Genomic DNA, 25,907 nt, shown 5'->3' on the forward strand with positions numbered 1-25,907 from the left:
CGGCCGGACTTCAACCGACAGCGGTCTCCGGGATCCGCGCCGCGACCGACGATTCCGGCTTGGAACCCTCGGTGTCACCGTCCTCGGCGGTGCCGTCCTTGACGCTGGCGGCGTAGATGTCGACGTACTCCTGCCCGGACAGCCCCATCAGCTCGTACATCACCTCGTCGATGACGGCGCGCTCGATGAAGTGGTTCCCGGCCAGGCCGTCGAACCGGGAGAAGTCCATCGGCTTGCCGAAGCGAACAGTGACGCGGCCGAACCGCAGCCGCGTCGTGCCGGGCGGGTTCACCACGTTGGTGCCGATCATCGCCACCGGGATCACCGGGACACCCGTCTGCAGGGCGAGCCGCGCCAGGCCGGTCTTGCCCTTGTAGAGCCGCCCGTCCGGTGAGCGGGTGCCCTCTGGATACATGCCCAGCAACTTGCCCTGGCCCAGCAACCGCTCTGCGGTCTGCAAGGCGGCCTGGGCGGCTTCGGAATCGGTGCGGTCGATCGGCACCTGACCGACGGCGGTATAGAACCAGCGGTTGAACCTGCCCTTGATCCCGGTACCGGTGAAGTATTCGGCCTTGGCCAGGAAGGTGATCCGGCGACGCACCACCAACGGCAGGAAGAAGCTATCCATCACCGCGAGGTGGTTGCTGGCCAGAATCACCGGGCCAGAACTGGGAATGTGCTCTAGCCCTTCAACTTTCGGACGGCCGATCAAAGACAGCAACGGACCGAGGAGGACGTACTTAAACAGGTAGTACCACATTGGCCCTCCCTCTCGCCCACACCCGTTGGTGTCTGCGCCAACTGTACCCACCCGCGCTGACTCCGACCACCTCGCGAGACCCGCCCTGGTGCCGGCTCACTCCTGCACCGTCACGGGGATGGCCTGGTAGCCCGGCTTGGCGGTGGCCTTGCCGTTGGTGCGCGGCGCGGGCTGCTCTTCGGTGTCGTCGCTGTCGCCGGCCTCGTCGTGCGGTGGCGTCGCCGTGCGATCGATGTCGTCGACGATCGCCTGGATCACTTCCAGCAGGGCGACACTGTGATCGGCGATGACCGTCACCAGGGGGTGCTGCTCGCCGTTGACCGCCGCCGCCAACGCGCACACCGGACACCACACCTGCTGGCACTTACCGGGCGCGCCGCCCGATGCCATCGTGGCCGCCGCCCGTACTGCCGGGTCGATCCCGTCCAGGATCGCCTGGGCGAGCCTGCGCAACTCGGGACCGATCTCGGTATGACCCCTACTCACTTCGGCCATACCTCCGGATCGGGTTGGAAACGGACAGTCAATTCACTGCCCCGCAGATGGGCGTCCAGCACCGTACACCGGCGCAGCACAGAGGCTAGCCGAACCCGGCGCCGTACACCGCCGGCACTGACGATCAGGTCGTCGTCAGAGCGGCCCAGGGCCAGCGATCCGGCATCGAGTTGAGGCAGGGACAGCCGCATCCGGTACACAGACTCCAGACCTGTCCCGGATTCCAGGTCGACGACCGGGTGCAGCGGCCCGGGCGGGGCGGCACCCCGGCGCCGGCGGGCGCTGTCGAGCAGTTCGCCCAGGGCCTTGGGCCCGATCGGCTCTCCTGCCTGGTGCGGCACCAGCACCAATGCGACGTCGCCGATGGTGGCGTCGAGTTCTTCGAGCACCGCGCGTTGTTCAGCGATCCGTTCGGCGTACCAGTAGAAGGCGGGGTGGTCGGGCAGGCTGCTGTACTCGTAGGTTTCATCGCGGACCAGGACCTGGTTGACCAGCAGCTCCTCGATCCGCACTCCCATCAGCGCCAACGACCCCAGCGTGCGGGCCGCCTCGGCGGCCACCACCCGCTCCGGGGTGAGCACCAGGTGCGCGCTGACCAGGTCGCCGTCGGTCAGCAGCGAGTTGAGCCGGTCGACACCGGCGCTGGTGCGTTCCAGCAGTTGCACCACCGCGGCCGAACGAGGGTCCTCGACGCCGATGCTGAGCCGCCGGTGCCGCGGCCAGGCTCGTTCCACATACAGGCCGAACGTGGCGGGCAACGTCAACATCCGCAAGGCGTCCGCCGTCGACGCGCAGTCGACGATGACGCGATCCCATCGGCCCGACATCGCAAGCTCGCCGACGGCGTGCAAGCCCAGGACTTCCTGAATGCCCGGCAACGCCGAAAGTTCTTCGGGCGCAATGCGACTCAGCTCCGATTCGGGGAAGCGCGCATCGAGCGCGCCCACCACGTCGCGCCACCGGTCCTCGAGCAGGGCCAGGGTGTCCAGGGCCAGGGCGTCGAGGAAGCCGCCGCCGGCCTCCGAGTCGTCGGCGTGCACCCGGACGGGTTCGCCGTGACCGGTCGGCGGGACCGGGATGCCCAGGACGTCGCCCAGTGAGTGGGCCTGGTCGGTGGATACCACCAGCACGCGCTGTCCAGCGCTGACATCGCCGACCGCGGTCGCAGACGCCAGAGTGGACTTTCCTACCCCGCCCTTGCCGACAAAAAGGCTGATCCGCGCCGGGGTAGGCGGGACGGAATCACTCAGCCCTCGACTCGTTTCTTCAGATCCTTCAAGGCGCCGTCGATCAGCCGGCGTTCGGCCTTGCGCTTGAGCATCCCGATCATCGGAACAGCCAGGTCTACCGCCAACTCGTAGGTCACGTCGGTGCCAGAACCCTTGGGCGCCAAGAGGTACGAGCCTTCCAGCGACTTGAGCAGAGAGCTGGATTCCAGCGTCCAACTCAGCGACTCACGGTCGTCCGGCCATTGATAGTTCATGATCAGGGTGTCTTTGAAGATCCCCGCGTCCATCAACATCCGCGCCTTTTTCGGATAGCCGTCGTCGGTGGCCTCGAGGACTTCGACTTTCTTATATTCGTTGATCCAGTCCGGGTAGGACTCGATGTCGGCGATCGCCTTCATCACCTCGGCTGGGTCTGCGTCGATGTAGATCGTCTGGTTCGTCTTGTCCGCCACTTGGCTGCTTCCCTTTCCCGGTCAACCCCGGTCAACTGCGGGAGTGCCCCCAAATCTCCCGGCAGAAACGGTACTCTCTCTCGCCTGTCTTGATGCCACTCTTGACCCGGTTAAACTACCGGAGAAGTTCCGACGGGACGCGAGCGTTCCAGGGTCGTTTTCACCTCGAACGCCATATTCTTGCCCGCCACCCGGTGACGGTGCGTCATCTTCGCCAGGTTCAGCCTGGCCAGCTCGGATGCCGGGACGCCGGTCGGTTCCGCGTGCAGGAAATAGTGCAGTATGACCCCGTCCATCGACGGTTCCAGCCAGACCTCCATCGTGCCGGTCAACGGGCCGCTGACCGCCCACCGGATCCCCTTGTCGGCACGGTCCTCGGTGACCTGCAGGTGCAGGTCCGGCCACCACCGGCTCCACTTCGAGCGATCTGCGATTGCGGCCCCGACCAGTGCGCCAGCGGCGGCGACGTAGGTCTCGTCGGCGATCTGGATGCTGTTCATCGCCCCAGCTTCACATACCCACCCGGGCGGGATGGGTGCAGCCCTTCGATGCACAGGGAGGCCTCCCGGCAATCGTGCCGGACGGCTACCGGCCGTCGCCCTAGTGCGTGAATGTCCCCGATAGGCTGGGTATCAGCAAGCAACCGGCGAGAAGCGCCAGTCAAGGTCAAGCGAGGTAATGAGAGTGCGTCAGTACAGTGTCCCGGCCCGCTTCTCCGTTTACGATCACGACCACGTCGCAGCCGTGGTGTACGAGCACGAGCGCAACGATCCCGATTACGTCATCTACCGGCGCCGTGTCGAGGGGGCCTGGACGGACGTCACCTGCGCCGAAGCTACTGACCAAATTCGCTCGGCCGCACTGGGTTTGATCTCGATGGGAGTGGAAGCCGGCGACCGGGTCTCGATCTTCTCGGCCACGTGTTACGAGTGGGCGATCCTGGATCTGGCGATCCTGTCGGTGGGTGCGGTGACCGTGCCGATCTACGAGACGTCGTCGGCCGAGCAGGTGCGCTGGGTGCTGCAGGACTCCGAGGCGGTGCTGGCGTTCGCCGAAACCGACGAGCATGCGGCGATCGTCACCGAGCTCACCGGCGACCTGCCCGCTCTGCGCCGGGTGCTGCACATCAACGGCTCCGGCCCGAAGGCGCTGGACCAGTTGGTGGAGGCCGGCGCCTCGGTCGATGCAGCCGAACTGACGGCGCGGCAGAAGGGGCTGACCGCCGACGCGCCGGCCACGCTCATCTACACCTCGGGCACCACGGGCCGGCCGAAAGGCTGCCAACTCACCCACTCGAATCTGCTGCACGAGATCCGCGGTACCGCCGAGTGCCTGCCGACGTTGCTGTGCGAGGGACAGCGGTTGCTGGTCTTCCTGCCGCTGGCCCATGTGCTGGCCCGGGCGCTCACCCTGGCGGCCTTCACCAGCAAAGTCACTGTCGGATTCACCAGTGACATCAAGAATCTGCTGCCGTTGCTGGCAGAGTTCAAACCGACTGTGGTGGTGTCGGTTCCACGAGTCTTCGAGAAGGTGTACAACACCGCCGAGCAGAACGCCGCCAATGACGGCAAAGGTCCCGTGTTCAAGGCGGCCGCGCAGACGGCGGTCGATTGGAGCCGCGCCCAGGACGACGGCAAGCCCGGATTGGTGCTGCGTGCCAAGCACGCGCTGTTCGACCGGCTGGTCTACGGGAAGCTGCGCACGGCCCTGGGCGGTGAGTGCCATGCCGCGGTGTCGGGCGGGGCACCGCTGGGCGCGCGCCTGGGGCACTTCTACCGCGGCGTGGGCGTGACCATCTACGAGGGTTACGGGCTTACCGAGACCAGCGCGGCGATCACCGTGAACCAGATCAACGGCCTCAAGATCGGCACCGTGGGCAAGCTGGTGCCGGGCAACAGCCTGCGTATCGCCGAGGACAAGGAGCTGTTGGTGCGCGGCGGCGTGGTGTTCGCCGGCTACTGGCGCAACGAGCAGGCCACCGCGGAAGCCTTCACCGACGGCTGGTTCCGCACCGGAGATCTCGGCGCAGTCGACGAAGACGGGTTCGTCAGCATCACCGGCCGTAAAAAGGAACTCATCGTCACCGCGGGCGGCAAGAACGTTGCACCCGCGGTGCTGGAAGATCAACTGCGGGCCCACCCGCTGATCAGTCAGGCGATGGTCGTCGGGGACGCCAAGCCGTTCATCGGGGCCCTGATCACCATCGACCCCGAAGCGTTCGAGGGCTGGAAGCATCACCACCACAAGGCCGATGCCGCGACGGTGGCTGATCTGGCCACCGACCCGGACCTGGTCGCCGAGGTCGATGCGGCGGTCAAGGAAGCTAACCTGCAGGTCTCCCACGCCGAGTCGATCCGCAAGTTCCGCATCTTGCCCGTCGACTTCACCGAGGACACCGGTGAGCTGACACCGACGATGAAGGTCAAACGCAACGTGGTGGCTGAGAAGTTCGCCTCAGATATTGAGGCCATCTACTCCAAGGACTAACGGGTATTGGGCGTCGCGCCGGCATTGGGCGTCGCGCGTGACCCTTGAGCCTGCTGTTAACCGCCGTCGAGCAGGCCCGCGAGCCGGGCGGCCAACAGGTCCCAGCGCCACTGCGTGCGCACCCATTCGCGGCCGGCGGCGCCCATCGCGGCCGCCCGGTCGCGGTCGGTCAACAACTCGGTGACCGCCTCGCCGACCTCTTCCACCGAGTTGCCGTCGATCACCAGACCAGTCTTGTTGTGCTGCACAGCTTCCGGGGCTCCGCCGGAGTCGCCCGCCACCACCGGGATGCCGGCGGCCGATGCCTCCAGGAAGACGATGCCGAGACCTTCGACGTCCATGCCGGCGCCGCGGGTGCGGCAGGGCATCGCGAACACGTCGGCCATCGCATGGTGGGCGGGCAGCTCGTCGCCGGGGACGCCGCCGGTGAAGGTGACGTGGTCTTCCACCTCGTACTCGCGCGTCAGCTTGCGCAGTGTCTCGAGGTAAGGGCCACCGCCGACGATGACCAGCGCAGCGCCGTCGACACGCCGGCGAATCGACGGCAGGGCTTTGATCAACATGTCCTGGCCCTTGCGGGGCACCAACCGCGAGAGACACACGACAGTGGGCCGTTCGCCCAGCCGATAGCGTCGGCGCAGCTCGGCGCGGGCGGCGGGGTCCGGTCGGAAGCGGTCGCTGTCCACGCCGGGCGGGAGGTATTCGAGTGCGGCATTGGGCCCGAATGCCGGCGCGAATCTCGAACGGGTGTAGCGGCTGACGAAGGTCACTACGTCGGTGTGATCGCCGATTCTGCGCAGTACGGGTCGGGCGACCGGCAGCATCGACCAGCCGACTTCATGGCCGTGGGTGCTTGCCAGCACTCGTGTGGCGCCGGCCTGCCGCGCGCGTGGCGCGAGTAATGCCAGCGGGGCGGCCGCGCCGAACCAGACGGTGTCGATGTGCTGCTCTTCGATCAGCCGGCGCATCCGGGTGTCGACGGTGGGGACCGGCAGCATCAGCGTGGTGGGGTGGCGCACGACGCGGTAGCCGGCCGACTGGGCCGCTTCGTCAAAAGCCTCGGCGCCCTTCCACTTTGGCGCGTACACCGTCACGCTGTGCGTCTTGTCGTCGACCAGTCGGTTGACGAACTCACCCAGGTAGGACTGGATGCCCCCGCGCCGCGGTGGAAAGTCGTTGGTTACCAGCAGGACCCGGCTCACAGGGTGAGGTTAGCGGGCGACGATGCGCGCCGCGGGCAGCGGCGCGTTGAGGAGCCTCTTGGATGGCGACGAGGGTGCACAGAATGCCAGTGGTCGCGGCGTGTCTGTGTACAACACTGCACGCTCGCGCCGAACCGGATCACGCGTGGCTGACCATCCACCGTTGCCAGCGCGGCAACAGCCCGGCGACGTCCACGCCCAACGCCTGACGGACGGCGCCGGCCAAGTCGGAGTGCCCGACGCCGCATGCGTCCACGTAGAGTTCGCGCAGCTTCCCCGGACCGTAGGTGTCGGCGACGAATCGGGTGAACCACCAGGCCCGGTCGTAGGCCAGGGAGCGCTGCGGCCCGGGGGTGTCGAGGTCGGTGTCCGTCGGCAACGCCCGGGCAGCCGATGCCGCGTCGGCGGGCAAGACCGTCCGGGGCCGGGCGACGAAGTCGGCCACTCCTTCGGTGAGCCAGCGCGGCGCGTCCAAGGCGGTGTCCACGCGCGCCGCATAGTGAAAAAGCTCGTGGCTGAGCACGATCTGCAACGCGCCCGCACTCATGTGAGTCGCACCCGGAGCCAGCAAGATCCGCGCGTCGACCATCGTCCGGGATACTGGATCCACACGCTCGGCCACCGTGACCGCCGCAATGTCGGCCCATTGTGCGGCCGGACCGCCACCGGCGGACTGCTGAAACTGCTGGTCCGACCCGGTGGCCACCACCACTATGTCGCGGGTCCAGTCCGCACCCCAGAACCCGACGACGGCATCGATGGCACCGCCGAGATCGACAGCCACCCGCGACAGCAGCTGATCGGTGCCCGACCCGCCCAGGCTGACCAGCCGCACCGAGCGATCACGGATCAGCGACGTCGTCGCAGCCGGATCGGCGTGTGAAACAGCGGGCTCAGACGAACCCGTTCGCGAAGGCAGCAGCACCGCCGCGATCAGCTCAGCGGTGAAAACACACGCCAGCAGTACTTGAAGCCGACGCCGCTTGGGCGAAACCGTCAGTAGCGGCGCGCGTCGTAGATGGGTCCGGACGAGTCCATCGGCACCACCCGAACCGGCTGGCCATAGGTGGACGAGTGGACCATCATGCCGTCGCCGACGTAGATGCCGGCGTGCGAGGCGTCGGAGTAGAAGGTCAAGACGTCGCCCGGCTGCAGGTCACCCAGGGACACCGGCTGACCGCCATGGGCCAGCGCCTGGCTGGAGTGCGGCAGAGAGATCCCGGCCTGCTGGAACGCCCACATCACCAGACCCGAGCAGTCGAATCCGCCGGGAGCGGCGCCACCCCACACGTAGGGACTGCCGATCTGAGTCAACGCGGCCTGCACAACCATCGCGCGGTCGCCGCTGCCACCACCACCCGTGAAGGGCACGTTGGCCGCCCCGCCCGGAGCCGGAACCTCACCACCGGGGACGCCTTCCGGCGGCACCGGCGCGCCAGGCGGCAGTGCGTCAGGAGCGGGCGCACCGGGTCCACGATCCGGTACTCGGTCGGGGGCTGGTCCGGGGTTGGCCAGCGCGGTGCGCTGGTCCGGCGTCAACGCTTGGTACTGCGACTTGACTACCGCGATCTGTACTTGCAGCTGACTCTGCTTGTGCTGCAGGTTTGCCCGCACAGCCGCTGCCTGCTCGGCGGCGGCCTTGGCGTCGGCAGCAGAGCGGGCGGAGGCCTGCTCGGCCTTCACGGCCTCTTCGCCGGCTGCCTTGAAACTGGCCATTTGCGAAGACATTTGACCGGCCATTACCCGCTGGATCGTCAGCCCGTCGATCAGCGACTGCGGCGACGCGGCGGTCAGGATGGCGTCCAGGCCGTCGGTACGACCACCCATGTACGTCGCGGCGGCAACCTTGTTGACCGCGCCCTGGAAGTTGGCCAGGCGCGCTCGCGCGGCTTCCAGCTTGGCCTGGTCGTCGGTCAGCTTCCGTTCGGCTGCCTGCTGGGCCGCCAGCTTCTCGTTCAAGTCGAGCTGAGCGCTGTGCATGGCCTCGGTGGTCTGCTCGGCCTGCCGGGACAGCTCGTTGAGTTTCGCCATTGCGTCATCGGCAGGATCGGCCAGCGCGCCGGCCGCCGTAATGCCCGAGAACACAACGAAGCTCGCGAACGAACCGATGGCGAACCGCTTGACTACGCGCGCGATCGAATGCCTACAGTCGAGCCTCAAGATTTGCTTCCTTAAACTGCCATCGACGTAAATGCGCCGAGCTGGTTTAGGTCTCAAACAGGTTACGAAACGATATCGACGTTTGTCCAAAGGGGGGAGTTAAGAAATTAGGAAGATTTATGTCATTTCTATGTGAGACAGGGTTTCTGGCCGTGGTCGACCATACACGACCCGTCAGGCCACTCCTTTAGGCGACACAGCGCGGTCACGCCGAATCGGCACCAGTCGCAACCGCGGCGCCAACCCGGCCTCGGCCAGCGTCTCCAGCGCGACTTGTTCGTCGTACGAAAGGGTTTCGGGCACCCCGAGCAGAACGCTCACCACACAGTCACGGCATCCCGGGCCACGGACCGCGCAGTCGTCGCAATCTATGACCACCGGCTCCCCCGGCCTGGCCGCGGCGCCACCGGTCCTTTCGGTCCCGTTGCTGTATGCCATCTCGGCGGTCCTCTCCTAGTGCTCTAGCTCCCTAAGTCCAGCTGCATCCGCACGGTAACGGTGGGCACCGACAACATCGCCCGGCGTGGGAATCCACGGGTGTCGGTGCGCATGCCTAACGTCACCGCCATGGGCGCCACCGGTGGGACTCAACTCAGCTTCACCGGGTTGGTCACCCCCGACGAGCTGTCGCTGCGCGAGACCACCTTCGTCGTCGTCGACCTGGAAACCACCGGCGGACGCGCCAAGGGCCGGGAGGGCGTCACCCCGGACGCGATCACCGAGATCGGCGCGGTCAAGGTGTGCGGCGGCAGGGTCCTCGGCGAATTCGCGACCCTGGTCGACCCGCAACGCAGCATTCCGCCGCAGATCGTCCGACTGACCGGGATCACCACGGCCATGGTGTGCGACGCTCCGACCATCGAGGCCGTCCTGCCGATGTTCCTCGACTTCGCCGGCGACTCGGTGCTGGTAGCCCACAACGCCGGCTTCGACATCGGCTTCCTACGCGCCGCAGCCGAGCGGTGCGAGCTGCCGTGGCCCCGTCCCCGGGTCCTGTGCACGGTCCGGCTGGCGCGCCGGGTGCTGAGCCGTGAGGAAGCTCCCAGCGTGCGGTTGGCCGAGCTGGCGCGCGTCTTCGCCGTGGCAACCCAGCCCACCCACCGCGCTCTCGACGACGCCCGCGCCACCGTCGACGTGTTGCACGCACTCATCGAGCGGGTCGGCAACCAGGGCATCCACACCTACGCCGACCTGCGCTCGTACCTGCCGGACGTCACACCCGCCCAGCGCCGCAAGCGTGTCCTGGCCGACGGCCTGCCGCACCGGCCGGGCGTGTATCTGTTCCGGGGTCCCGCGGGCGAGGTGCTCTACGTCGGAACCGCGGTCGACCTGCGCCGCCGGGTGAGCCAGTACTTCAACGGCAGCGACCCGCGTGGCCGGATGAAGGAGATGGTGGGCCTCGCGGACGGTGTGGACCATGTCGAGTGCGCGCACGCGCTGGAGGCCGGCGTGCGCGAGCTTCGGCTGCTGGCCGCGCACGCCCCGCCGTACAACCGGCGCTCGAAGTTCCCGCACCGATGGTGGTGGGTGGTGCTGACCGATGAGCCGTTCCCCCGGTTCTCGGTGATCCGCAATCCACGGCACGATCGCGCCATCGGCCCGTTCCGGTCGCGCGCCGACGCGGCCGACACCGCGGCACTGCTGGCCCGCTTCACCGGCGTACGGACCTGCACCAAGCGGCTGGGCCGTTCGGCGCTGCACGGCCCGGTCTGCCCCGAGGTGGAGCTGGCACCCTGCCCCGCCGCCCGCGACGTGACGGCCGCGGAGTACGCCGACGCGACGGGGCGCGCCCAGGCGTTGATCGACGGGTCGGACAACTCCCCCCTGGCTGCGGCCGTCGACCAGGTCTCGGTGCTGGCCGGGCGTCACCACTACGAGAGCGCGGCCCGGCTGCGCGACCACATCGCCACCGCGGTCGAGGCGTTGTGGCGCGGCCAGCGCCTGCGGGCGCTGAGCGCGCTGCCCGAACTGATCGCCGCGGCACCCGACTCAGAAGGCGGCTACCAGTTCGCGGTCATCCGTCACGGCCAACTCGCGGCTGCGGGCGGCGCCCGGCGCGGCGTGCCCCCGATGCCGGTGGTGGACGCAATCCAGGCCGGCGCCCAGACGGTCCTGCCGACGCAGGCCCCACTGGGTGGGGCGCTGGTCGAGGAAACGGCGCTCATCGCACGCTGGCTGGCCGCACCCGGGGTCCGCATCGTCCGGGTGGCAGTCGCCGACGACGCCGCCGGCTGGGCGTCACCGCGGGGCGCGGCCGGCGCCTGGGCGGAGTGGGCGGCCACCGCCCGGTCGGCGCGGCTGGCCGGCCGCCAGGCCGAAACGCACTCAGAGCTGCTGGCTGAACCGCACCCATCGCGCGAGCAGGTGCTCGGCCGCGCCACTGTCGATCGCGGCGGCGGCACGTCGCAGCCCGTCCTCCCACGCCGGCAGCCATTCAGCGCGGCTGGATAACCCGGCGTGGGCCACGAGTGCCCCTGCGGCGTTGAGCACCACGGCGTCGCGCACCGGCCCCTGGGCGCCGGCCAGCACGGCGCGCACCTCGGCGGCGTTGGCCGTGGCGTCACCGCCGCGCAGCTCGTCGAGCTCGGCGCGCGCGAACCCGAATCCGGCGGGATCGAACTTGAGCTTGTCGACGGTGCCGGCCTGCACCCGCCAGATGGTGCTCGTGGTGGTGGTGGTGAGCTCGTCGAGACCGTCGTCGCCGTGCACCACCAGCACACTGGACCGGCGTGCAGCAAACACACCGGCCATCACCTCCGCCAGCTCAGCGAACGCACAGCCGATCAGCCCCGCCCGCGGTCGAGCCGGATTGGTCAGCGGCCCAAGGAGATTGAACACCGTCGGCACCCCGATCTCGCGGCGCACCACCGACGTATGGCGGTAGGACGGGTGAAACTGGGGCGCGAAGCAAAAGCCAATGCCGAGCTCGGCGAGGCTGCGGGCGACCTCTTCGGGCCCCAGGTCGATGCGCACCCCGAGCGCCTCGAGGGTGTCGGCGCCGCCGGACAACGAGGACGCCGCCCGGTTGCCGTGCTTGACCACCGGTACGCCCGCGGCCGCCACCACGATCGAGGCCATGGTGGACAGGTTGACCGTGTTCACCCCGTCGCCGCCGGTGCCGACGACGTCGACCGCGTCGTCGGGGATCGCTCCGAGCGGCATCGGACGGGCGTGGTCGAGCATCACGCCGGCCAGTTCGCCCACTTCGTCGGACGTCGGGCCCTTCATCTTCATCGCCACCGCGAACGCCGCGATCTGGGCCGGCTGCGCCGCGCCGGCCATGATCTGGTCCATCGCCCAGGCGGCCTGACCGCGCAGCAGGTCCTGCCGGTCAGTCAGGCGCCCCAGCACCCGCGGCCACGACGGCGCGGCGGACGAACGATCCTCAGACGACGCAGCCACGTCGCCGATGGTCCCACGAGAATCCCCTGCTCCCAACCGCGCGCCCCAGAGCACCGAAGAGCCCGCGCGACACGAAATCTCAGAAATTTGTGACCCGGGTAGTCTTCGACAACTACAAAGCGTCATACTTGCGGATGTGACGAGTGCTGTAGGGACCTCGGGTACTGCGATTACGTCGCGAGTGCATTCGCTGAATCGGCCCAATATGGTCAGTGTTGGCACCATAGTGTGGCTTTCCAGCGAACTCATGTTCTTTGCTGGCCTGTTCGCGTTCTACTTCACGGCGCGAGCGCAGGCCGGCGGGAACTGGCCGCCGCCGCCGACCGAGCTGAATCTGTATCAGGCCGTGCCGGTGACACTGGTGCTGATCGCGTCGTCGTTCACCTGCCAGATGGGCGTGTTCGCGGCCGAACGCGGCGACGTTTTCGGCCTGCGGCGCTGGTACGTGATCACCTTCCTGATGGGGCTGTTCTTCATCTGCGGCCAGGCGTATGAGTACGTGCACCTGGTGACGCACGGAACGACCATCCCCAGCAGCGCCTACGGCAGCGTGTTCTACCTGGCCACCGGCTTCCACGGTCTGCACGTCACGGGCGGTCTGATCGCGTTCATTTTCCTGCTGGTCCGCACCACGATGAGTAAGTTCACTCCGGCGCAGGCCACCGCCAGCATCGTCGTCTCGTACTACTGGCACTTCGTTGACATCGTGTGGATCGCGCTGTTCGCCGTGATCTATTTCATCCGATGAGCCCGCGGCTCCGAATACACCAATGAACAGGAGTGCTCGGTTGAAGAAAATGGGGTTCACCCGATTCGGTGCCGGTAAGAGCGACCGGTCCAGGCGGCGTCTGCACCGTCGGCTGTCCGGTGGGCTGTTGCTGCTGATCGCTCTCACCATCGCCGGTGGGCTGGCGGCCGTGCTGACGCCGACACCGCAGGTCGCGGTCGCCGACGAGTCCGGCTCGGCGTTGCTGCGGACCGGCAAGCAGCTCTTCGACACGTCGTGCGTGTCGTGCCACGGCGCCAACCTGCAGGGGGTGCCCGATCACGGGCCCAGCCTGATCGGCGTCGGCGAGGCGGCCGTCTACTTCCAGGTGTCGACCGGCCGGATGCCCGCCATGCGCGGCGAGGCTCAGGCACCGCGCAAGGAACCGATCTTCGACGAGGCGCAGGTCGACGCCATCGGCGCCTACGTGCAGGCCAACGGTGGCGGCCCCACCGTCGTGCGCAACCCGGACGGCAGCCTGGCGATGCAGTCGCTGCGCGGCTCGGACCTGGGTCGCGGCGGCGACCTGTTCCGGCTCAACTGCGCGTCTTGCCACAACTTCACCGGTAAGGGCGGCGCACTGTCGTCCGGCAAGTACGCACCCGACCTGGGTGAGGCCAACGAGCAGCAGATTCTCGCCGCGATGCTGACCGGCCCGCAGAACATGCCGAAGTTCGCCGACCGCCAGCTGTCCTTCGAGTCGAAGAAAGACATCATCGCCTACGTGCGGACCGCGGCCGAGGAACGCTCCCCGGGCGGTTACGGACTGGGTGGATTCGGACCCGCGCCCGAGGGCATGGCGGCATGGATCATCGGCATGGTCGCCGCCATCGGGCTGGCACTGTGGATTGGGGCGCGATCATGAGCGATGAGCCGGAAGTGACACAAACCGCGAAGACCGGTTCCGACACCGACACCAGCACGCACGCGGGCCAGACGGAGCCCGACGACGCGGCGCTGGCCGGCATGTCCCGCGAGGAACTGCTCGCACTCGGCAGCAAGATCGACGGCGTCCAGATCGTCTACAAGGAACCGCGCTGGCCGGTCGAGGGCACCAAGGCCGAGAAGCGCGCCGCTCGCGGCGTCGCCTCCTGGCTTTTGCTGGGCGGCTTCTTCGGGCTGGCTCTGCTGCTGGTCTTCCTGTTCTGGCCGTGGGAGTACAAGCCGAACGGCAGCTCCGGCAATTTCCTGTACTCGCTGGCCACCCCGCTGTACGGCTTCACCTTCGGGATGTCGATCCTGTCGATCGCCATCGGCGCGGTCCTGCTGCAGAAACGCTTTATCCCCGAAGAGATTACGATTCAGGACCGCCACGACGGCGCCTCCCGGGAGATCGACCGCAAGACGGTGGTGGCCAACCTCGCCGACGCCTACGAGGGCTCGACGGTCGGACGGCGCAAGCTGATCGGCGCGTCGTTGGGGATCGGCCTGGGCGCGTTCGGCCTGGGCACCCTGGTCGCGTTTGCCGGCGGCCTGATCAAGAACCCGTGGAAGCCGGTCGTTCCCACCGCCGAGGGGATGAAGGCGGTGCTGTGGACGTCGGGTTGGACTCCCCGCTTCAAGGGCGAGACAATCTACCTGGCGCGGGCCACCGGGGCCCACGACGGGCCTCCCTACACCAAGATGCGTCCCGAGGACATGGACGCCGGCGGCATGGAGACGGTCTTCCCCTGGCGCGAGTCCGACGGCGACGGCACCACCGTCGAGTCGCACGAGAAGTTGTCGGCGATCTCGCTGGGCGTCCGCAACCCGGTGATGCTCATCCGCATCAAGCCCGGCGATGTGGACAAGGTGGTCAAGCGTCAGGGCCAGGAGAGCTTCAACTTCGGCGAGTTCTTCGCCTACACGAAGGTATGCTCGCACTTGGGTTGCCCCGCATCGCTTTACGAACAACAGACCTACCGAATTCTGTGCCCGTGTCACCAGTCGCAGTTCGACGCATTGCACTTCGCCAAGCCGATCTTCGGCCCGGCGGCCCGTGCGTTGGCTCAGCTGCCCATCACAATCGACTCCGACGGGTATTTCGTCGCCAGCGGTGACTTCATCGAACCCGTGGGACCGGCATTCTGGGAGCGCACAACAACATGAGTCCTAATCTGAAACCCCCGAAAATCGGCGATGTCCTGGCCGGCCAGGGCGAGGCCGTGGATTCCCGGTACCACCCGTCGGCGGCGGTGCGTCGTCAGCTGAACAAGGTGTTCCCGACGCACTGGTCGTTCCTGCTGGGTGAGATCGCGCTCTACAGCTTCATCGTGCTGCTGATCACCGGCGTGTACCTGACCTTGTTCTTCGACCCGTCGATGGCCGAGGTGACCTACAACGGCGTCTATCAGCCGCTGCGCGGCGTGGAGATGTCGCGGGCCTACGAGACGGCGCTGAACATCTCCTTCGAGGTGCGGGGCGGGTTGTTCGTCCGCCAGATCCACCACTGGGCCGCGCTGATGTTCTCGGCGTCGATCATGGTGCACCTGGCGCGCATCTTCTTCACCGGCGCGTTCCGGCGGCCCCGTGAGGCCAACTGGGTGATCGGGTCGCTGCTGCTGATCCTGTCGATGTTCGAGGGCTACTTCGGCTACTCCCTGCCCGACGACCTGCTCTCCGGTATCGGCCTGCGCGCGGCGCTCTCATCGATCACGCTGGGCATGCCGATCATCGGCACCTGGCTGCACTGGGCGCTGTTCGGCGGGGACTTCCCGGGCACCATCCTGATCCCCCGGCTCTACGCGCTGCACATCCTGCTGATCCCGGGCATCATCCTGGCCCTGATCGGCGCGCACATGGCGCTGGTGTGGTTCCAGAAGCACACCCAGTTCCCCGGACCGGGCCGCACCGAACACAACGTCGTCGGCGTGCGCGTCATGCCGACCTTCGCTGTCAAGTCCGGCGCCTTCTTCGCCTGCATCGTCGGTGTGCTGGGCCTGATGGGCGGGCTGCTGCAGATCAACCCGATCTGGAACCTGGGCCCCTACAAGCCTTCTCAGGTGTCGGCGGGCTCGCAGCCGGACTTCTACATGATGTGGACGGAAGGCCTGGCCCGTATCTGGCCGCCATGGGAGTTCTACTTCTGGCACCACACCATTCCGGCCGTCGTATGGGTCGCGATCATCATGGGCCTGGTCTTCGGGCTGCTGGTCGTCTACCCGTTCCTGGAGAAGCGGTTCACTAAGGACTACGCCCACCACAACCTGCTGGTGCGGCCGCGGGACGCTCCGGTGCGCACCGCGATCGGCTCGATGGCGATCACCTTCTACATGGTGCTGACGCTGTGCGCGATGAACGACATCATCGCGTTCAAGTTCCACATCTCGCTGAATGCGACGACCTGGATCGGGCGTATCGGCATGGTGATCCTGCCGCCGCTGGTCTACTTCATCGCCTACCGGTGGGCCGTGGGTCTGCAGCGCAGTGACCGTTCGGTGCTCGAGCACGGCGTCGAGACGGGCATCATCAAGCGACTGCCGCACGGTGCCTACATCGAGCTGCACCAGCCGCTGGGACCGGTCGACGACCACGGCCACCCGCTCCCGCTGGAGTACCAGGGCGCGGCACTGCCCAAGAAGATGAACAAGCTGGGCTCGGCCGGCTCACCCGGTAGCGGCAGCTTCCTGTTCGCGGACCCGGCCTCGGAGGACGCGGCACTGCGCGAGGCGGGACACGTCTCCGAAGTCCGTGCCCTGACCGCCCTGCGGGAGCACCAGGAGGGCTCTAACGGCTCCTCCAACGGCTCCAATGGGTCCAACGGGTCCTCCAACGGCGGGCACCACTAGGAAGCCGCAGCGAAGCGCTGAGCCGCCGTCCCTTCGGGGGCGGCGGCTTTGCTTTGTCAGACGGCTTTGCTTTGTCCCACTGTGCGTTCGGCGCTTCGAGTGTGCGCCTGCAGCGGTCTCCACGGCGCGAGAAACCCATCCTCACCGCACACTCAAAGCAGTCGACGCACACTCGAACAAATTGGCCGGGACGGCGGCGCCACAACAGAAGCGCAAGAACTCAGTGCGCTACCTGGCCACGGCGCAGCTGGCGCACATAGAGAATTTCAATCGCCGGCAGACCCGCGGCGATCACGCCCGCGAACCCGTAGCTGACCCACGACGCGCCGTCGTGCCCAGCAGCCATCAGGTAGGTCGCCACCGCGACGGCGATCAGCGACGTCCCGATAGCGCTGGTCAGCGCCAGTGCCCCGCGCAGCCAAATGCGGTCCACCACCTCGCCGGACCATTCGTCAAGTGCGCCATAGGCTTTGACCTGCTCGCGGCGTGACTGCTCGATCGGGATGCGGGAACCGGACCGTCCGGCCTGCTTGATCGGTCTGACGGCACCGCCCTGCAGGGCACGAGAGCGCACCACCGGCTCGCTCTGCGTCATCCGGCGGGCCCGCAACAACACCGGGACAGCTCCGGCGATGATCAGCGCGGAGACGACGATGACCGCGTAAAGCACCCAGGTGGTGTGTGGGGTGCGCGCCATCTTGTGGAAGCCACGGCCTAGGTCCGCCAGCGCGACCGCGGCCGCGACGCTGACACCCACCAGCACCAGCCAGATCGCGGCGCAGGCGCCGATCATGACGCGGTCGATGATGTTCGGATTGACGACAGGGTCCGGCCCACGCCGGTACGACGAATACCTGCCGACCATCAACAGCTCGTCTGCGCTGCGTCGTTGGTGTTGGAGGACAACACCGTCCCGTCACTGGTGATGATCGAGCAGTTGAGTCTGCTGACGCGGAAGAGGCTGGACGCCTCCACTGAACCCACGTCCGACTGCGAGATCGGTGTGACGGTCATCGACCACGGGATGTATACGTTGTGCTGCGTCCGGCGCCGGCCCGACGCGTCGACGTAGGTGACCGAGATGATGTCACCGGGGGCCTTGGTGCCGGTCACCGAATAGGTGACCTGCCGCGGGCCGGCCGGCGTCGTGGTCGCCGGGGGTGGCACCGCGGCGGCGGTGCTGCTCGGCGGAGGCGGCGCGGCAGTGGTCGACGGCGGCGGTGGCGGTGGTGGCGGCGGGGGCGTCACGGTTACTGTCTGCGTCTCCGTTGGAGGTGGCGTTTCGGGCGGCGGGGGTGGCGGTGGCGGCTCGGAGGACGGGGGTGGCGGCTCTGATGAGGGCGGCGGCTTGGTGGTGGTGATCTGGTCCTGCACCGGCGGCGACGACGAGGTGGTGGTGGTCGCGGGGTTGGCGAGCTGGCTGGTCCCCGTGCGCGTCACCAGCAGCGATACCGCCACTACCAGCGAGATCGCCGCCAGGATCGCGGCCACCCCGACGACCCACGGCCAACGCGGGGAACGGTCGTCGTCACGGTCGGCGTCGTCGTAGCTGTCGTAGTCGTACAGCGCCAGATCCCCCGGCATGTACGGGCTGCTGAACAGCTCGGACTCGGGCGCTGAGTAGGCCCGGGAGTAGGCGTCGGTCTCTGCCGCCGGTTCGACCTCGCCGCCGTCGAGGGGCTCCAGGCCATCGGCGTGGCCGAACTCATCGCTGTCGGATCCCGGCTCGGCAGGCTCGCTGGCAAGGTCCGGTTCGGCAGGCTCGCTGGCAAGGTCGGGTTCGTCAGGATCCCGTCCCGGCGGATTCGGCCCGCTCATGTCTGCCTACCCTGTCCAACTGCCCAGCCAGCGCGCGGGGCTCCGCGGCTGCGTCCGTGCACTCCGTGAAAACTCATCGTGCCCCGGCAAACCCTACCCAACCGGCCGGTGCAGAGGTCCCACGGCAAACTGCCCATCGGTCAACTGGTGACCAGATTGTGACCTTTTCCGGGGCAATCAGTGTGTATCGGGTCCGACTCAGTGTGTATCGGGTCCCACTCAGTGTTTTTCGGGTCCGACGTAGTACTCGAAGACGAGCCCGGCCGCCGACGACAGGATGAAAACGACGCCCGCAACGATCAGCCACGGCAGCCACAGCGCGATGCCGACCGCACACACCGATCCGGACAGCGCGATCAAGATCGGCCACCAGCTGTGCGGGCTGAAGAACCCCAATTCCCCTGCGCCGTCGCTGATCTCAGCGCCTTCGTAGTCTTCGGGACGGGTGTCGAGGCGGCGTGCCACGAACCGGAAGAAGGTGGCGACAATCAGCGCCAGTCCGCCGGTCAGCGCGAGCGCCGTGGTACCGGCCCACTCGACCCCACCGTTCGCGAAGATTGCGGTCAGGATCGCGTACAGCACCGTCACCAAGACGAAGAAGGCGGCGATGAACTCGAACAACCTGGCTTCGATATGCATGAGTTGTCCTAACCTCTTGGGCTCGGGGCCAATTCGCCGCGGCGGGTTTCGAACGGATGGGTGGTGGTCGCCAGTGGTGGCTGGTTGATCGCCTGCAACGCTTCGGCATTCGTCTTGCCGGCGATGCGCTGCTGCAGGAAGGCCACGAAGTCGTTGGGCTCCACCACCCGCACCTCGAAGTTCATCATCGCGTGGTACGTGCCGCACAGTTCGGCGCAGTGGCCGACGAACGCGCCGGTCTGGGTGATCTCCTCAACCTGGAAGCGGTTCTCCGAGTGGTTCGCCTCGGGGTTGGGTATCACGTCGCGCTTGAACAGGAATTCCGGCACCCACCAGTCGTGGATCACGTCGGCCGACGCCATCTGGAACTCGATGCGCTTGTGGGCGGGCAACACCAGGACCGGGATCTCGGTGCTGGTGCCCAGAATCTCGACCTTGTCGAAGTTGAGGTAGGTCCGGTCCTCGGTGTTGAGACCGCGGATCGGTCCGACGAGTTCCTCACCGTGGCGGTCCTTGCCCTCCGGCTTGGAGGTCATCGCCTTCTTCTTGGCCTCGTCGGCGCCCTCGTAGTTGAACGTCCCGTCCTTGAAGGCCACGCGCTGGTAGCCGAACTTCCAGTTCCACTGGAACGAGGTGATGTCGATGACGACTTCGGGATCCTTGGCCAGGTGCAGCATCTTCTCCTGCACCACGACCGTGAAGTAGAACAACACCGAGATGATCAGGAACGGTGTGACGGTCAGCACCAGCTCCAACGGCATGTTGTAGCCGAACTGCCGCGGGAACTCGTCGTCGCCCTTCTTCTTCCGGTGGAAGGTGCAGGCCCAGAAGATGAGCGCCCACACGATGACGCCGACGACCAGCGACGCGATGACGGCGCCGATCCACAATTCGCGGTTGACGTGGCCTTCGTGGGTGATGCCCTTCGGCCAGCCGAGCGCGAGCGCGTCCTCCCACGAGCATCCGCTCAGGGTGACCGCCAGCACGCCCAGCGTCACGGCCATCGCGACCGGGCGGAGACGACGGGACAGGCCCCGTCCCTTTCCGGAACGGTGCCGAGACCTGCTCTGCGACAAGCTCTGCGAACTATCGTGCCCGCGACGTGCCACGTTGACGCCTCCTGTATCGCAAGCTGGGCCGATTGGCTTTCGCCGAATCGGCTAACTCGGATGTCGAATACTACGCAGCGTAGACCACGCCGCTTCGAGGGGCGACTGCCTGGTCACCGCGACCCGCCGGGCACGGGGCGCACGGCGATCCGACACGGTCTCCGGGACTGCGGCATACTGGGGCGCCGTGTGTGGATTGTTGGCCTTTGTCGCCGCTCCCCCGGGCCCGGACGGCCCTGCCGGAGCCGATGCCGCGGCAGCGCATGCCGCCGAGGCCGACGGTGCGATCGCTCGTGCGTCGCACCTGATGCGCCATCGCGGACCCGACGAACCGGGCACCTGGGCCGACCCTGACGCGGACGGTTCGGTGGTCTTCGGCTTCAACCGGCTCTCCATCATCGACATCGCGCATTCCCATCAACCGCTGCGCTGGGGCCCGCCGGAGGTGCCTGGACGCTACGTACTGGTGTTCAACGGCGAGATCTACAACTACCTGGAACTGCGCGAGGAACTGCGCGCCGAGCACGGCGTCGTGTTCGCCACCGATGGCGACGGGGAAGCCATCGTCGCGGGCTTTCACCATTGGGGCACCGACCTGCTCAAGCGGTTGCGCGGCATGTTCGCGTTCGCGCTGTGGGACACCGTCACGCGGGAGTTGTTCTGCGCTCGCGACCCGTTCGGCATCAAGCCGCTGTTCATGGCGACCGGCGCCGGCGGCACCGCGGTGGCCAGCGAGAAGAAGTGCCTGCTGGACCTCGCGGACCTGATCGGCTTCGACACCGGAGGCTCCGGGATCGACGAACGCGCGGTGCAGCACTACACCGTCCTGCAGTACGTGCCCGAACCCGAGACGCTGCACCGCGGCGTGCGCCGGCTGGAATCGGGCTGCTACGCCCGGATCCGGCCTGGTTCAGCTCCGGTGGTCACACGCTATTTCGTTCCGCGGTTCGCCGCGGTGCCGATCACGTCGGGCACCGAACAAGCCCGCTACGACGAGATCACCGCGGTCCTGGAGGATTCGGTCGCCAAGCACATGCGCGCCGATGTCACCGTCGGGTCGTTTCTGTCCGGCGGCATCGATTCCACGGCCATCGCGGCGCTGGCGATCCGGCACAATCCGCGCCTGATCACGTTCACCACCGGCTTCGAGCGGGAGGGCTTCTCCGAGCTCGATGTCGCGGTGGCATCCGCGGAGGCGATCGGCGCGCGTCACATCGCCAAGGTGGTCAGCGCCGAGGAATTCGTGGGCGCGCTGCCCGAGATCGTCTGGTACCTCGACGAGCCGGTCGCCGACCCGGCGCTGGTGCCGCTGTTCTTCGTCGCCCGTGAGGCGCGCAAGCACGTCAAGGTGGTGCTGTCGGGTGAAGGCGCCGACGAGCTGTTCGGGGGCTACACGATCTACCGCGAGCCGCTGTCGCTCAAACCGTTCGACTACCTGCCCCGGTCGGTGCGACGGTCGATGGGCAGGGTGTCCAAGCCGCTGCCGGAAGGGATGCGCGGCAAGAGCCTGCTGCACCGGGGTTCGCTGACGCTCGAAGAGCGCTACTACGGCAACGCCCGCAGCTTCTCCGACGCGCAGCTGCGCGACGTGCTGCCCCGGTTTCGGGAGGACTGGACCCACACCGACGTCACGGCGCCGGTGTACGCCGAGTCCGCGGGCTGGGACCCCGTCGCGCGGATGCAGCACATCGACCTGTTCACCTGGCTGCGCGGCGACATCCTGGTCAAGGCCGACAAGATGACGATGGCCAACTCGCTGGAGCTGCGGGTGCCGTTCCTGGACCCCGAAGTGTTCGCGGTGGCCTCGCGGCTGCCCTATCAGGCCAAGATCACCCGCACCACCACGAAGTACGCGCTGCGGCGCGCGCTGGAGCCCATCGTGCCCGCACACGTGCTCAACCGCCCCAAGCTCGGGTTCCCGGTGCCGATCCGGCACTGGCTGCGCGCCGGGGAGCTGCTGGAATGGGCCTACGAGATGGTCGACAAGTCGCAGGCCGGCCACCTCGTCGACCTGGCCGCGGTCCGCCGGATGCTCGATGAACACCGGGTGGGCACCAGCGACCACAGCCGTCGGCTGTGGACGATGCTGATCTTCATGCTGTGGCACGCGATCTTCGTCGAGCACAGCGTCGTACCGCAGATCAGCGAACCGGTCTACCCGGTCGAGCTGTAGCTCGCGCGCGGGAGTCAGATCGCTGGACTCAGGCGAGTACTGCGGCGATCTCGGACGCTGCCTCGTCGCCGTAGGCGCCGGCCAGCCGCGCGGTGGCACCGGCACGGTCCCACTCCCAGTTCTGGGTCCCGGTGGACTCCAGCACCAGCACCGCGACCAATGACCCGAGCTGCGCCGACCGCTCCAGGCTCAGGCCGGCGCTGCGTCCGGTCAGGAAACCGGCCCGGAACGCGTCGCCGACACCGGTGGGGTCGGTCTGGCTGGTTTCCGGGACCACGCCGACGTGCACCTTGGCGCCGTCGCGTTCGAAGATGTCGACACCGTCAGCGCCCAGGGTGGTCACCCGCAGGTCCACCTGGGCCATCACGTGGGCCTCGGTCCAGCCGGTCTTGGACAGCAGCAGGTCCCACTCGTAGTCGTTGGTGAACAGGATGGCGGCGCCGTCGATGAGCTGCTTGATCTCCTCACCCGACAAGCGGGCCAGTTGCTGGGAGGGGTCGGCGGCGAAGGCCAGCCCGAGTTTGCGGCACTCCTCGGTGTGCAAGAACATCGCCTCGGGGTCGTTGGCGCCGACGATCACCAGCTCGGGTGTGCCGATCGCCGAAACCACGTCGGCCAGCTTGATGTCGCGGGCCTCGGACATGGCGCCGGGGTAGAACGACGCGATCTGGGCCATGTCGACGTCCGTGGTGCAGGTGAACCGCGCGGTGTGCGCCGTGTCGGAGAGCAGGACGTGGTCGCAGTTGACCCCGTGGGATTTCAGCCAGTCGCGGTAGTCGGCGAAGTCGCCGCCGGCGGCGCCGACCAGCGCAACGTCACCACCCAGCACGCCGATGGCGAAGGCCATGTTGCCGGCCACTCCCCCGCGATGCACCACCAGGTCGTCGACCAGGAAGCTCAGCGACACCTTGTGCAGGTGCTCAGGCAGCAGTTGCTCAGAAAACTTGCCGGGAAAGCGCATCAGATGATCTGTCGCAATCGAACCGGTCACCGCGATGGTCACGAAAAATCCACCCTTCGTTTGTCAGTCGTCTAGCCTCTCACGAACGTCAGCCGGCGACGAACGCTGCCGACGTCCGAGGCGGCCCGCACCCCTTGCGCTAGCCTGCCTAGAGACTCACCCGGTTGCCGCGGCTGGACATTCGGACGGCAACCCGCTCGTCGCATCGTCCCCCAGCGTAGGAGAACAACGATGGCCGGTCCGCACCCGCCGAACCCTGCCGTGGGTGCCGATGGGCCGCAGCAGCCCCAGCCCTATCCCGAGGCCGGGCAGAACGCGTCCGGAACGGTGGATTTTCCGCACAGTGAACCGGGTTTCGGGCCCGGCAATGCCGGCGGCCCACCGGCCGGCTACCCCGGTCCGCCGCCCCAGACCCCGAAGCGCTCGCACAAACGCCTGCTCATCGGTCTATTGCTGGCTGTTGCCCTGGTCGCGGCGCTGACCACCGCCATCGTGTTCGGAGTGCGCACCAACGGTGCCAACACCGGCAGCGCCGTGTCGGAGACCTCGGCCAAGACCTCGATCCAGAGTTATCTCAATGCGCTGGCGCACAAAGACATTGACAACATCATGCGCAACACGCTCTGCGGCCTCTACGACGCCGTCAAGGACAAGCGCTCGGATCAGGCCCTGGCCAAACTCAGCAGCGACGCGTTCCGCAAACAGTTCTCCGAGGTCCAGGTGACGGGGATCGACAAGATCGTCTACCTCTCGCAGTACCAGGCGCAGGTGCTGTTCAGCATGCAAGCGACACCTGCCGCCGGCGGCCCGTCACGAGGCCAGGTTCAGGGCATCGCCCAGCTGTTGTTCCAGCGTGGGCAGATCCTGGTGTGCTCCTACGTGCTGCGCACCGCGGGGCAGTATTAGTTGAACGAGTCCCCGCACGCGCACGAACCGGTGGCGTTCGGGTTGTCGATGGTGAAGCCCTGCTTCTCGATGGTGTCGACGAAGTCGATCGACGCACCCTCGACGTAGGGGGCGCTCATCCGGTCCACCGTCAGCGTTACCCCGCCGAACTCCACGGTCAGGTCGCCGTCCAGGCTCCGGTCGTCGAAGAACAGGTTGTAACGCAGGCCGGCACATCCGCCCGGCTGCACGGCGATGCGCAGCGCCAGGTCGTCACGTCCCTCCTGGTCCAGCAGGGACTTCGCCTTCGCAGCAGCGGCCTCGGTCAGGATCACGCCGTGGGTCGCGGCGGTCGGCTCGTTCTGCACCGTCATTGCTTCTCCTACATGCTCATTGTCGGGTGGGCCTACCCAGCTTTAAGCCAGGTGTAAGTCTGGGGCCTGCTCATGGGAACCCACTACGTCAACGGTACCCCGGCGGGCCGCTATTCCCGAGTCGCGCCGCAGTCTCGGAGGCCAGTCCCATCAGCTGATTGGCCGCGTCAGCCAGTGCCAGCCGCACCGAGCCCGCGTATTCGCTCATCGCCAGGGCGGACATGATGCCGGACACCCGGGTGGTGGACTTGTCCACCGACACCTGCCCGGCCAGCACGATCACCGGGATACCGAGGGGGCGGGCCGCGGCCGCGATTTCGCCGACCACCTTTCCGTGCAGCGACTGTTCGTCGAAGTGGCCCTCACCAGTGACGATCATGTCCGCGTCTTCGAGATCATCGTCGAAGTTGGTCAGTTCGGCGAAGATCGCCGCGCCGGATTCGCACCGGCCGCCCAGCGCGAGCAGGCCGGCCCCGATCCCGCCGGCGGCACCCGCGCCCGGCTCGGCGCTCACGTCGCGTCCCGCGACGGTGTCCAGCACCTGCGCCCACGCTTCCAGGCGTTCTTCCAGCTTGGCGACCGTCGCCGCGTCGGCACCTTTCTGCGGCGCGAACACCCGGGCCGCGCCCCAGGGTCCGAGCAGCGGATATTCCACGTCCGAGGCCGCGATCACATCGATCCCGGCCAGCCATTGGCGGGCGGTATCGAGGCCGCCCAGCTCGTGGATCATCCCCTGACCACCGTCGCTACAGGCGCTGCCGCCCAGGCCGACCACGATGCGTACCGCGCCGGCTTTCAACGCGGCGGCGATGAGTTGTCCGACGCCCCTGCTGTGGGCGGCCATCGCGGTCTCCGGCGTCGGCGGGCCCTCCAGCAGCGCCAGGCCGCAGGCCTGGGCACATTCCAGGTACGCCGTCCGGGACCGCTCGTCGTACACCCACTGGGCGTCGACCTCGGCCTCCAGCGGTCCGGACACGCGCAGCCTGCGCAATCCCCCGATCCGGCTGGCCAGCACCTCGACGAAGCCGGGGCCGCCGTCTGATTGCGGCGCGACGATGAAGGAGTCGCCGGGGCGCGACCGGGTCCAGCCGGTGGCGATTGCGGCCGCTGCCTCCACCGCGGACAGGCTGTCGCCGTAGCAGTCCGGCGCCACCAACACCCGCATAGCGGGCAGCTGCAGCCTGCCGGGCCCGAAGCCACCGGCAGCACCACCCCCCGCCTGCGCCCC

General features: G+C 67.6%; 24 protein-coding genes and 1 pseudogene. 8 read left to right on the forward strand and 17 right to left on the reverse strand.

Annotated elements, in window-relative coordinates:
- Positions 1–10: 10 nt before the first annotated feature.
- From C0J29_RS18150 to C0J29_RS18170, 5 genes are all read right to left on the reverse strand, one after another.
- Positions 11–760 carry a lysophospholipid acyltransferase family protein gene (locus C0J29_RS18150; protein ID WP_065045079.1) on the reverse strand — a complete coding sequence of 250 codons (750 nt, stop codon included), beginning with the start codon at positions 758–760 and terminating at the stop codon, positions 11–13.
- A gap of 96 nt (positions 761–856) precedes the next feature.
- Positions 857–1,255: a hypothetical protein gene (locus tag C0J29_RS18155; protein ID WP_370530838.1), complete on the reverse strand. Its 399-nt coding sequence runs from the start codon at positions 1,253–1,255 to the stop codon at positions 857–859.
- A complete protein-coding gene (locus C0J29_RS18160) occupies positions 1,243–2,505 on the reverse strand; it encodes an ArsA family ATPase (RefSeq protein ID WP_082978022.1) in 1,263 nt (420 codons plus the stop codon). The genes C0J29_RS18155 and C0J29_RS18160 overlap by 13 nt, the downstream gene beginning before the upstream one ends.
- A complete protein-coding gene (locus C0J29_RS18165) occupies positions 2,502–2,936 on the reverse strand; it encodes an SRPBCC family protein (RefSeq protein ID WP_065045077.1) in 435 nt (144 codons plus the stop codon). Before C0J29_RS18165 ends, C0J29_RS18160 begins: the two co-directional genes overlap by 4 nt.
- Positions 2,937–3,046: 110 nt before the next feature.
- Positions 3,047–3,436 carry a polyketide cyclase / dehydrase and lipid transport gene (locus C0J29_RS18170; RefSeq protein ID WP_065045076.1) on the reverse strand — a complete coding sequence of 130 codons (390 nt, stop codon included), beginning with the start codon at positions 3,434–3,436 and terminating at the stop codon, positions 3,047–3,049.
- Between the two features lie 184 nt (positions 3,437–3,620).
- On the opposite strand from C0J29_RS18170, the gene C0J29_RS18175 reads away from it, so the two are divergent.
- Positions 3,621–5,423 (forward strand): AMP-dependent synthetase/ligase, encoded by a 1,803-nt coding sequence (locus C0J29_RS18175; RefSeq protein ID WP_120794810.1) that lies wholly within the window; start codon positions 3,621–3,623, stop codon positions 5,421–5,423.
- A 56-nt stretch (positions 5,424–5,479) separates the two neighbouring features.
- Here the strand turns inward: C0J29_RS18175 and pimB are convergent, their stop codons facing one another.
- The 4 genes from pimB to C0J29_RS18195 form a co-directional block, all read right to left on the reverse strand.
- Positions 5,480–6,625: a GDP-mannose-dependent alpha-(1-6)-phosphatidylinositol monomannoside mannosyltransferase gene (gene pimB, locus C0J29_RS18180; RefSeq protein ID WP_120793127.1), complete on the reverse strand. Its 1,146-nt coding sequence runs from the start codon at positions 6,623–6,625 to the stop codon at positions 5,480–5,482.
- A 139-nt stretch (positions 6,626–6,764) separates the two neighbouring features.
- Positions 6,765–7,589: a hypothetical protein gene (locus tag C0J29_RS18185; RefSeq protein WP_120793128.1), complete on the reverse strand. Its 825-nt coding sequence runs from the start codon at positions 7,587–7,589 to the stop codon at positions 6,765–6,767.
- Positions 7,590–7,621: 32 nt separating this feature from the next.
- Positions 7,622–8,785, reverse strand: a complete 1,164-nt coding sequence (ripC, locus tag C0J29_RS18190; RefSeq protein ID WP_065045072.1) for a peptidoglycan hydrolase RipC — start codon at positions 8,783–8,785, stop codon at positions 7,622–7,624.
- Between the two features lie 174 nt (positions 8,786–8,959).
- Entirely contained in the window at positions 8,960–9,223 is a 264-nt protein-coding gene (locus tag C0J29_RS18195) for a hypothetical protein (RefSeq protein WP_065045071.1), read from the reverse strand.
- A 129-nt stretch (positions 9,224–9,352) separates the two neighbouring features.
- Between C0J29_RS18195 and C0J29_RS18200 the strand changes: the two are divergent.
- A pseudogene (locus C0J29_RS18200) lies at positions 9,353–11,173 on the forward strand (DEDD exonuclease domain-containing protein); the annotation flags it as partial.
- On the opposite strand, the gene trpD reads toward C0J29_RS18200, so the two are convergent.
- The gene (gene trpD / locus C0J29_RS33835; protein ID WP_242460465.1) at positions 11,111–12,187 is read right to left on the reverse strand and encodes an anthranilate phosphoribosyltransferase; all 1,077 of its coding nucleotides are present in this window, start codon (positions 12,185–12,187) and stop codon (positions 11,111–11,113) included. The pseudogene C0J29_RS18200 and the gene trpD sit on opposite strands and share 63 nt — an antisense overlap.
- A gap of 136 nt (positions 12,188–12,323) precedes the next feature.
- On the opposite strand from trpD, the gene ctaE reads away from it, so the two are divergent.
- From ctaE to qcrB, 4 genes are read left to right on the forward strand one after another with little or no spacing between them, the layout of a single operon-like run.
- Positions 12,324–12,935: an aa3-type cytochrome oxidase subunit III gene (gene ctaE / locus C0J29_RS18210; protein WP_065045069.1), complete on the forward strand. Its 612-nt coding sequence runs from the start codon at positions 12,324–12,326 to the stop codon at positions 12,933–12,935.
- Between the two features lie 40 nt (positions 12,936–12,975).
- Entirely contained in the window at positions 12,976–13,818 is an 843-nt protein-coding gene (gene qcrC / locus C0J29_RS18215) for a cytochrome bc1 complex diheme cytochrome c subunit (RefSeq protein WP_120794811.1), read from the forward strand.
- Positions 13,815–15,041 carry a cytochrome bc1 complex Rieske iron-sulfur subunit gene (gene qcrA, locus C0J29_RS18220; RefSeq protein ID WP_371872407.1) on the forward strand — a complete coding sequence of 409 codons (1,227 nt, stop codon included), beginning with the start codon at positions 13,815–13,817 and terminating at the stop codon, positions 15,039–15,041. The genes qcrC and qcrA overlap by 4 nt, the downstream gene beginning before the upstream one ends.
- The gene (gene qcrB, locus C0J29_RS18225; RefSeq protein ID WP_120793132.1) at positions 15,038–16,720 is read left to right on the forward strand and encodes a cytochrome bc1 complex cytochrome b subunit; all 1,683 of its coding nucleotides are present in this window, start codon (positions 15,038–15,040) and stop codon (positions 16,718–16,720) included. The genes qcrA and qcrB overlap by 4 nt, the downstream gene beginning before the upstream one ends.
- A 220-nt stretch (positions 16,721–16,940) precedes the next feature.
- Here the strand turns inward: qcrB and C0J29_RS18230 are convergent, their stop codons facing one another.
- The 4 genes from C0J29_RS18230 to ctaC form a co-directional block, all read right to left on the reverse strand.
- On the reverse strand, positions 16,941–17,585 hold the full coding sequence (locus tag C0J29_RS18230; RefSeq protein ID WP_065045066.1) for a DUF2561 family protein: 645 nt from the start codon (positions 17,583–17,585) through the stop codon (positions 16,941–16,943).
- Positions 17,585–18,538, reverse strand: coding sequence for an MmpS family transport accessory protein (locus C0J29_RS18235; RefSeq protein WP_120793133.1), 954 nt, complete (start codon positions 18,536–18,538; stop codon positions 17,585–17,587). Before C0J29_RS18235 ends, C0J29_RS18230 begins: the two co-directional genes overlap by 1 nt.
- A gap of 219 nt (positions 18,539–18,757) precedes the next feature.
- A complete protein-coding gene (locus C0J29_RS18240) occupies positions 18,758–19,177 on the reverse strand; it encodes a cytochrome c oxidase subunit 4 (protein ID WP_065043737.1) in 420 nt (139 codons plus the stop codon).
- Positions 19,178–19,185: 8 nt separating this feature from the next.
- Entirely contained in the window at positions 19,186–20,181 is a 996-nt protein-coding gene (gene ctaC, locus C0J29_RS18245; protein ID WP_240743656.1) for an aa3-type cytochrome oxidase subunit II, read from the reverse strand.
- 292 nt (positions 20,182–20,473) lie between these two features.
- On the opposite strand from ctaC, the gene asnB reads away from it, so the two are divergent.
- The gene (gene asnB, locus C0J29_RS18250; RefSeq protein WP_120793135.1) at positions 20,474–22,459 is read left to right on the forward strand and encodes an asparagine synthase (glutamine-hydrolyzing); all 1,986 of its coding nucleotides are present in this window, start codon (positions 20,474–20,476) and stop codon (positions 22,457–22,459) included.
- Positions 22,460–22,487: 28 nt separating this feature from the next.
- Here asnB and C0J29_RS18255 read toward each other — a convergent pair whose 3' ends face one another.
- Positions 22,488–23,462 carry a carbohydrate kinase family protein gene (locus C0J29_RS18255; RefSeq protein WP_120793136.1) on the reverse strand — a complete coding sequence of 325 codons (975 nt, stop codon included), beginning with the start codon at positions 23,460–23,462 and terminating at the stop codon, positions 22,488–22,490.
- Positions 23,463–23,651: 189 nt separating this feature from the next.
- Between C0J29_RS18255 and C0J29_RS18260 the strand changes: the two genes are divergently transcribed.
- Complete coding sequence (locus C0J29_RS18260) at positions 23,652–24,326, forward strand: Rv0361 family membrane protein (RefSeq protein ID WP_120793137.1); 675 nt, start codon at positions 23,652–23,654, stop codon at positions 24,324–24,326.
- Here C0J29_RS18260 and C0J29_RS18265 read toward each other — a convergent pair.
- The gene (locus C0J29_RS18265; protein WP_065043732.1) at positions 24,323–24,679 is read right to left on the reverse strand and encodes an iron-sulfur cluster assembly accessory protein; all 357 of its coding nucleotides are present in this window, start codon (positions 24,677–24,679) and stop codon (positions 24,323–24,325) included. The two genes, C0J29_RS18260 and C0J29_RS18265, sit on opposite strands and share 4 nt — an antisense overlap.
- An 88-nt stretch (positions 24,680–24,767) precedes the next feature.
- The gene (locus tag C0J29_RS18270) at positions 24,768–25,844 is read right to left on the reverse strand and encodes a glycerate kinase family protein (protein ID WP_065043731.1); all 1,077 of its coding nucleotides are present in this window, start codon (positions 25,842–25,844) and stop codon (positions 24,768–24,770) included.
- Positions 25,845–25,907 lie beyond the last annotated feature (63 nt).

It is taken from the genome of Mycobacterium paragordonae (genome assembly GCF_003614435.1).
Taxonomy (GTDB): Bacteria; Actinomycetota; Actinomycetes; order Mycobacteriales; family Mycobacteriaceae; genus Mycobacterium; species Mycobacterium paragordonae.

What these genes read in the sequence shown, in the direction of transcription:
- qcrA (WP_371872407.1), top strand. Translation starts at nt 13,815, where the DNA reads ATGAGCGATGAGCCGGAAGTGACACAAACCGCGAAGACCGGTTCCGAC.
- C0J29_RS18230 (WP_065045066.1), bottom strand. Translation starts at nt 17,585, where the DNA reads ATGGTCGGCAGGTATTCGTCGTACCGGCGTGGGCCGGACCCTGTCGTC.
- C0J29_RS18270 (WP_065043731.1), bottom strand. Translation starts at nt 25,844, where the DNA reads ATGCGGGTGTTGGTGGCGCCGGACTGCTACGGCGACAGCCTGTCCGCG.
- qcrB (WP_120793132.1), top strand. Translation starts at nt 15,038, where the DNA reads ATGAGTCCTAATCTGAAACCCCCGAAAATCGGCGATGTCCTGGCCGGC.
- ctaC (WP_240743656.1), bottom strand. Translation starts at nt 20,181, where the DNA reads ATGGCCGTGACGCTGGGCGTGCTGGCGGTCACCCTGAGCGGATGCTCG.
- C0J29_RS18265 (WP_065043732.1), bottom strand. Translation starts at nt 24,679, where the DNA reads ATGACGGTGCAGAACGAGCCGACCGCCGCGACCCACGGCGTGATCCTG.
- C0J29_RS18150 (WP_065045079.1), bottom strand. Translation starts at nt 760, where the DNA reads ATGTGGTACTACCTGTTTAAGTACGTCCTCCTCGGTCCGTTGCTGTCT.
- C0J29_RS18195 (WP_065045071.1), bottom strand. Translation starts at nt 9,223, where the DNA reads ATGGCATACAGCAACGGGACCGAAAGGACCGGTGGCGCCGCGGCCAGG.
- C0J29_RS18235 (WP_120793133.1), bottom strand. Translation starts at nt 18,538, where the DNA reads ATGAGCGGGCCGAATCCGCCGGGACGGGATCCTGACGAACCCGACCTT.
- C0J29_RS18240 (WP_065043737.1), bottom strand. Translation starts at nt 19,177, where the DNA reads ATGCATATCGAAGCCAGGTTGTTCGAGTTCATCGCCGCCTTCTTCGTC.
- C0J29_RS18170 (WP_065045076.1), bottom strand. Translation starts at nt 3,436, where the DNA reads ATGAACAGCATCCAGATCGCCGACGAGACCTACGTCGCCGCCGCTGGC.
- C0J29_RS18155 (WP_370530838.1), bottom strand. Translation starts at nt 1,255, where the DNA reads ATGGCCGAAGTGAGTAGGGGTCATACCGAGATCGGTCCCGAGTTGCGC.
- C0J29_RS18260 (WP_120793137.1), top strand. Translation starts at nt 23,652, where the DNA reads ATGGCCGGTCCGCACCCGCCGAACCCTGCCGTGGGTGCCGATGGGCCG.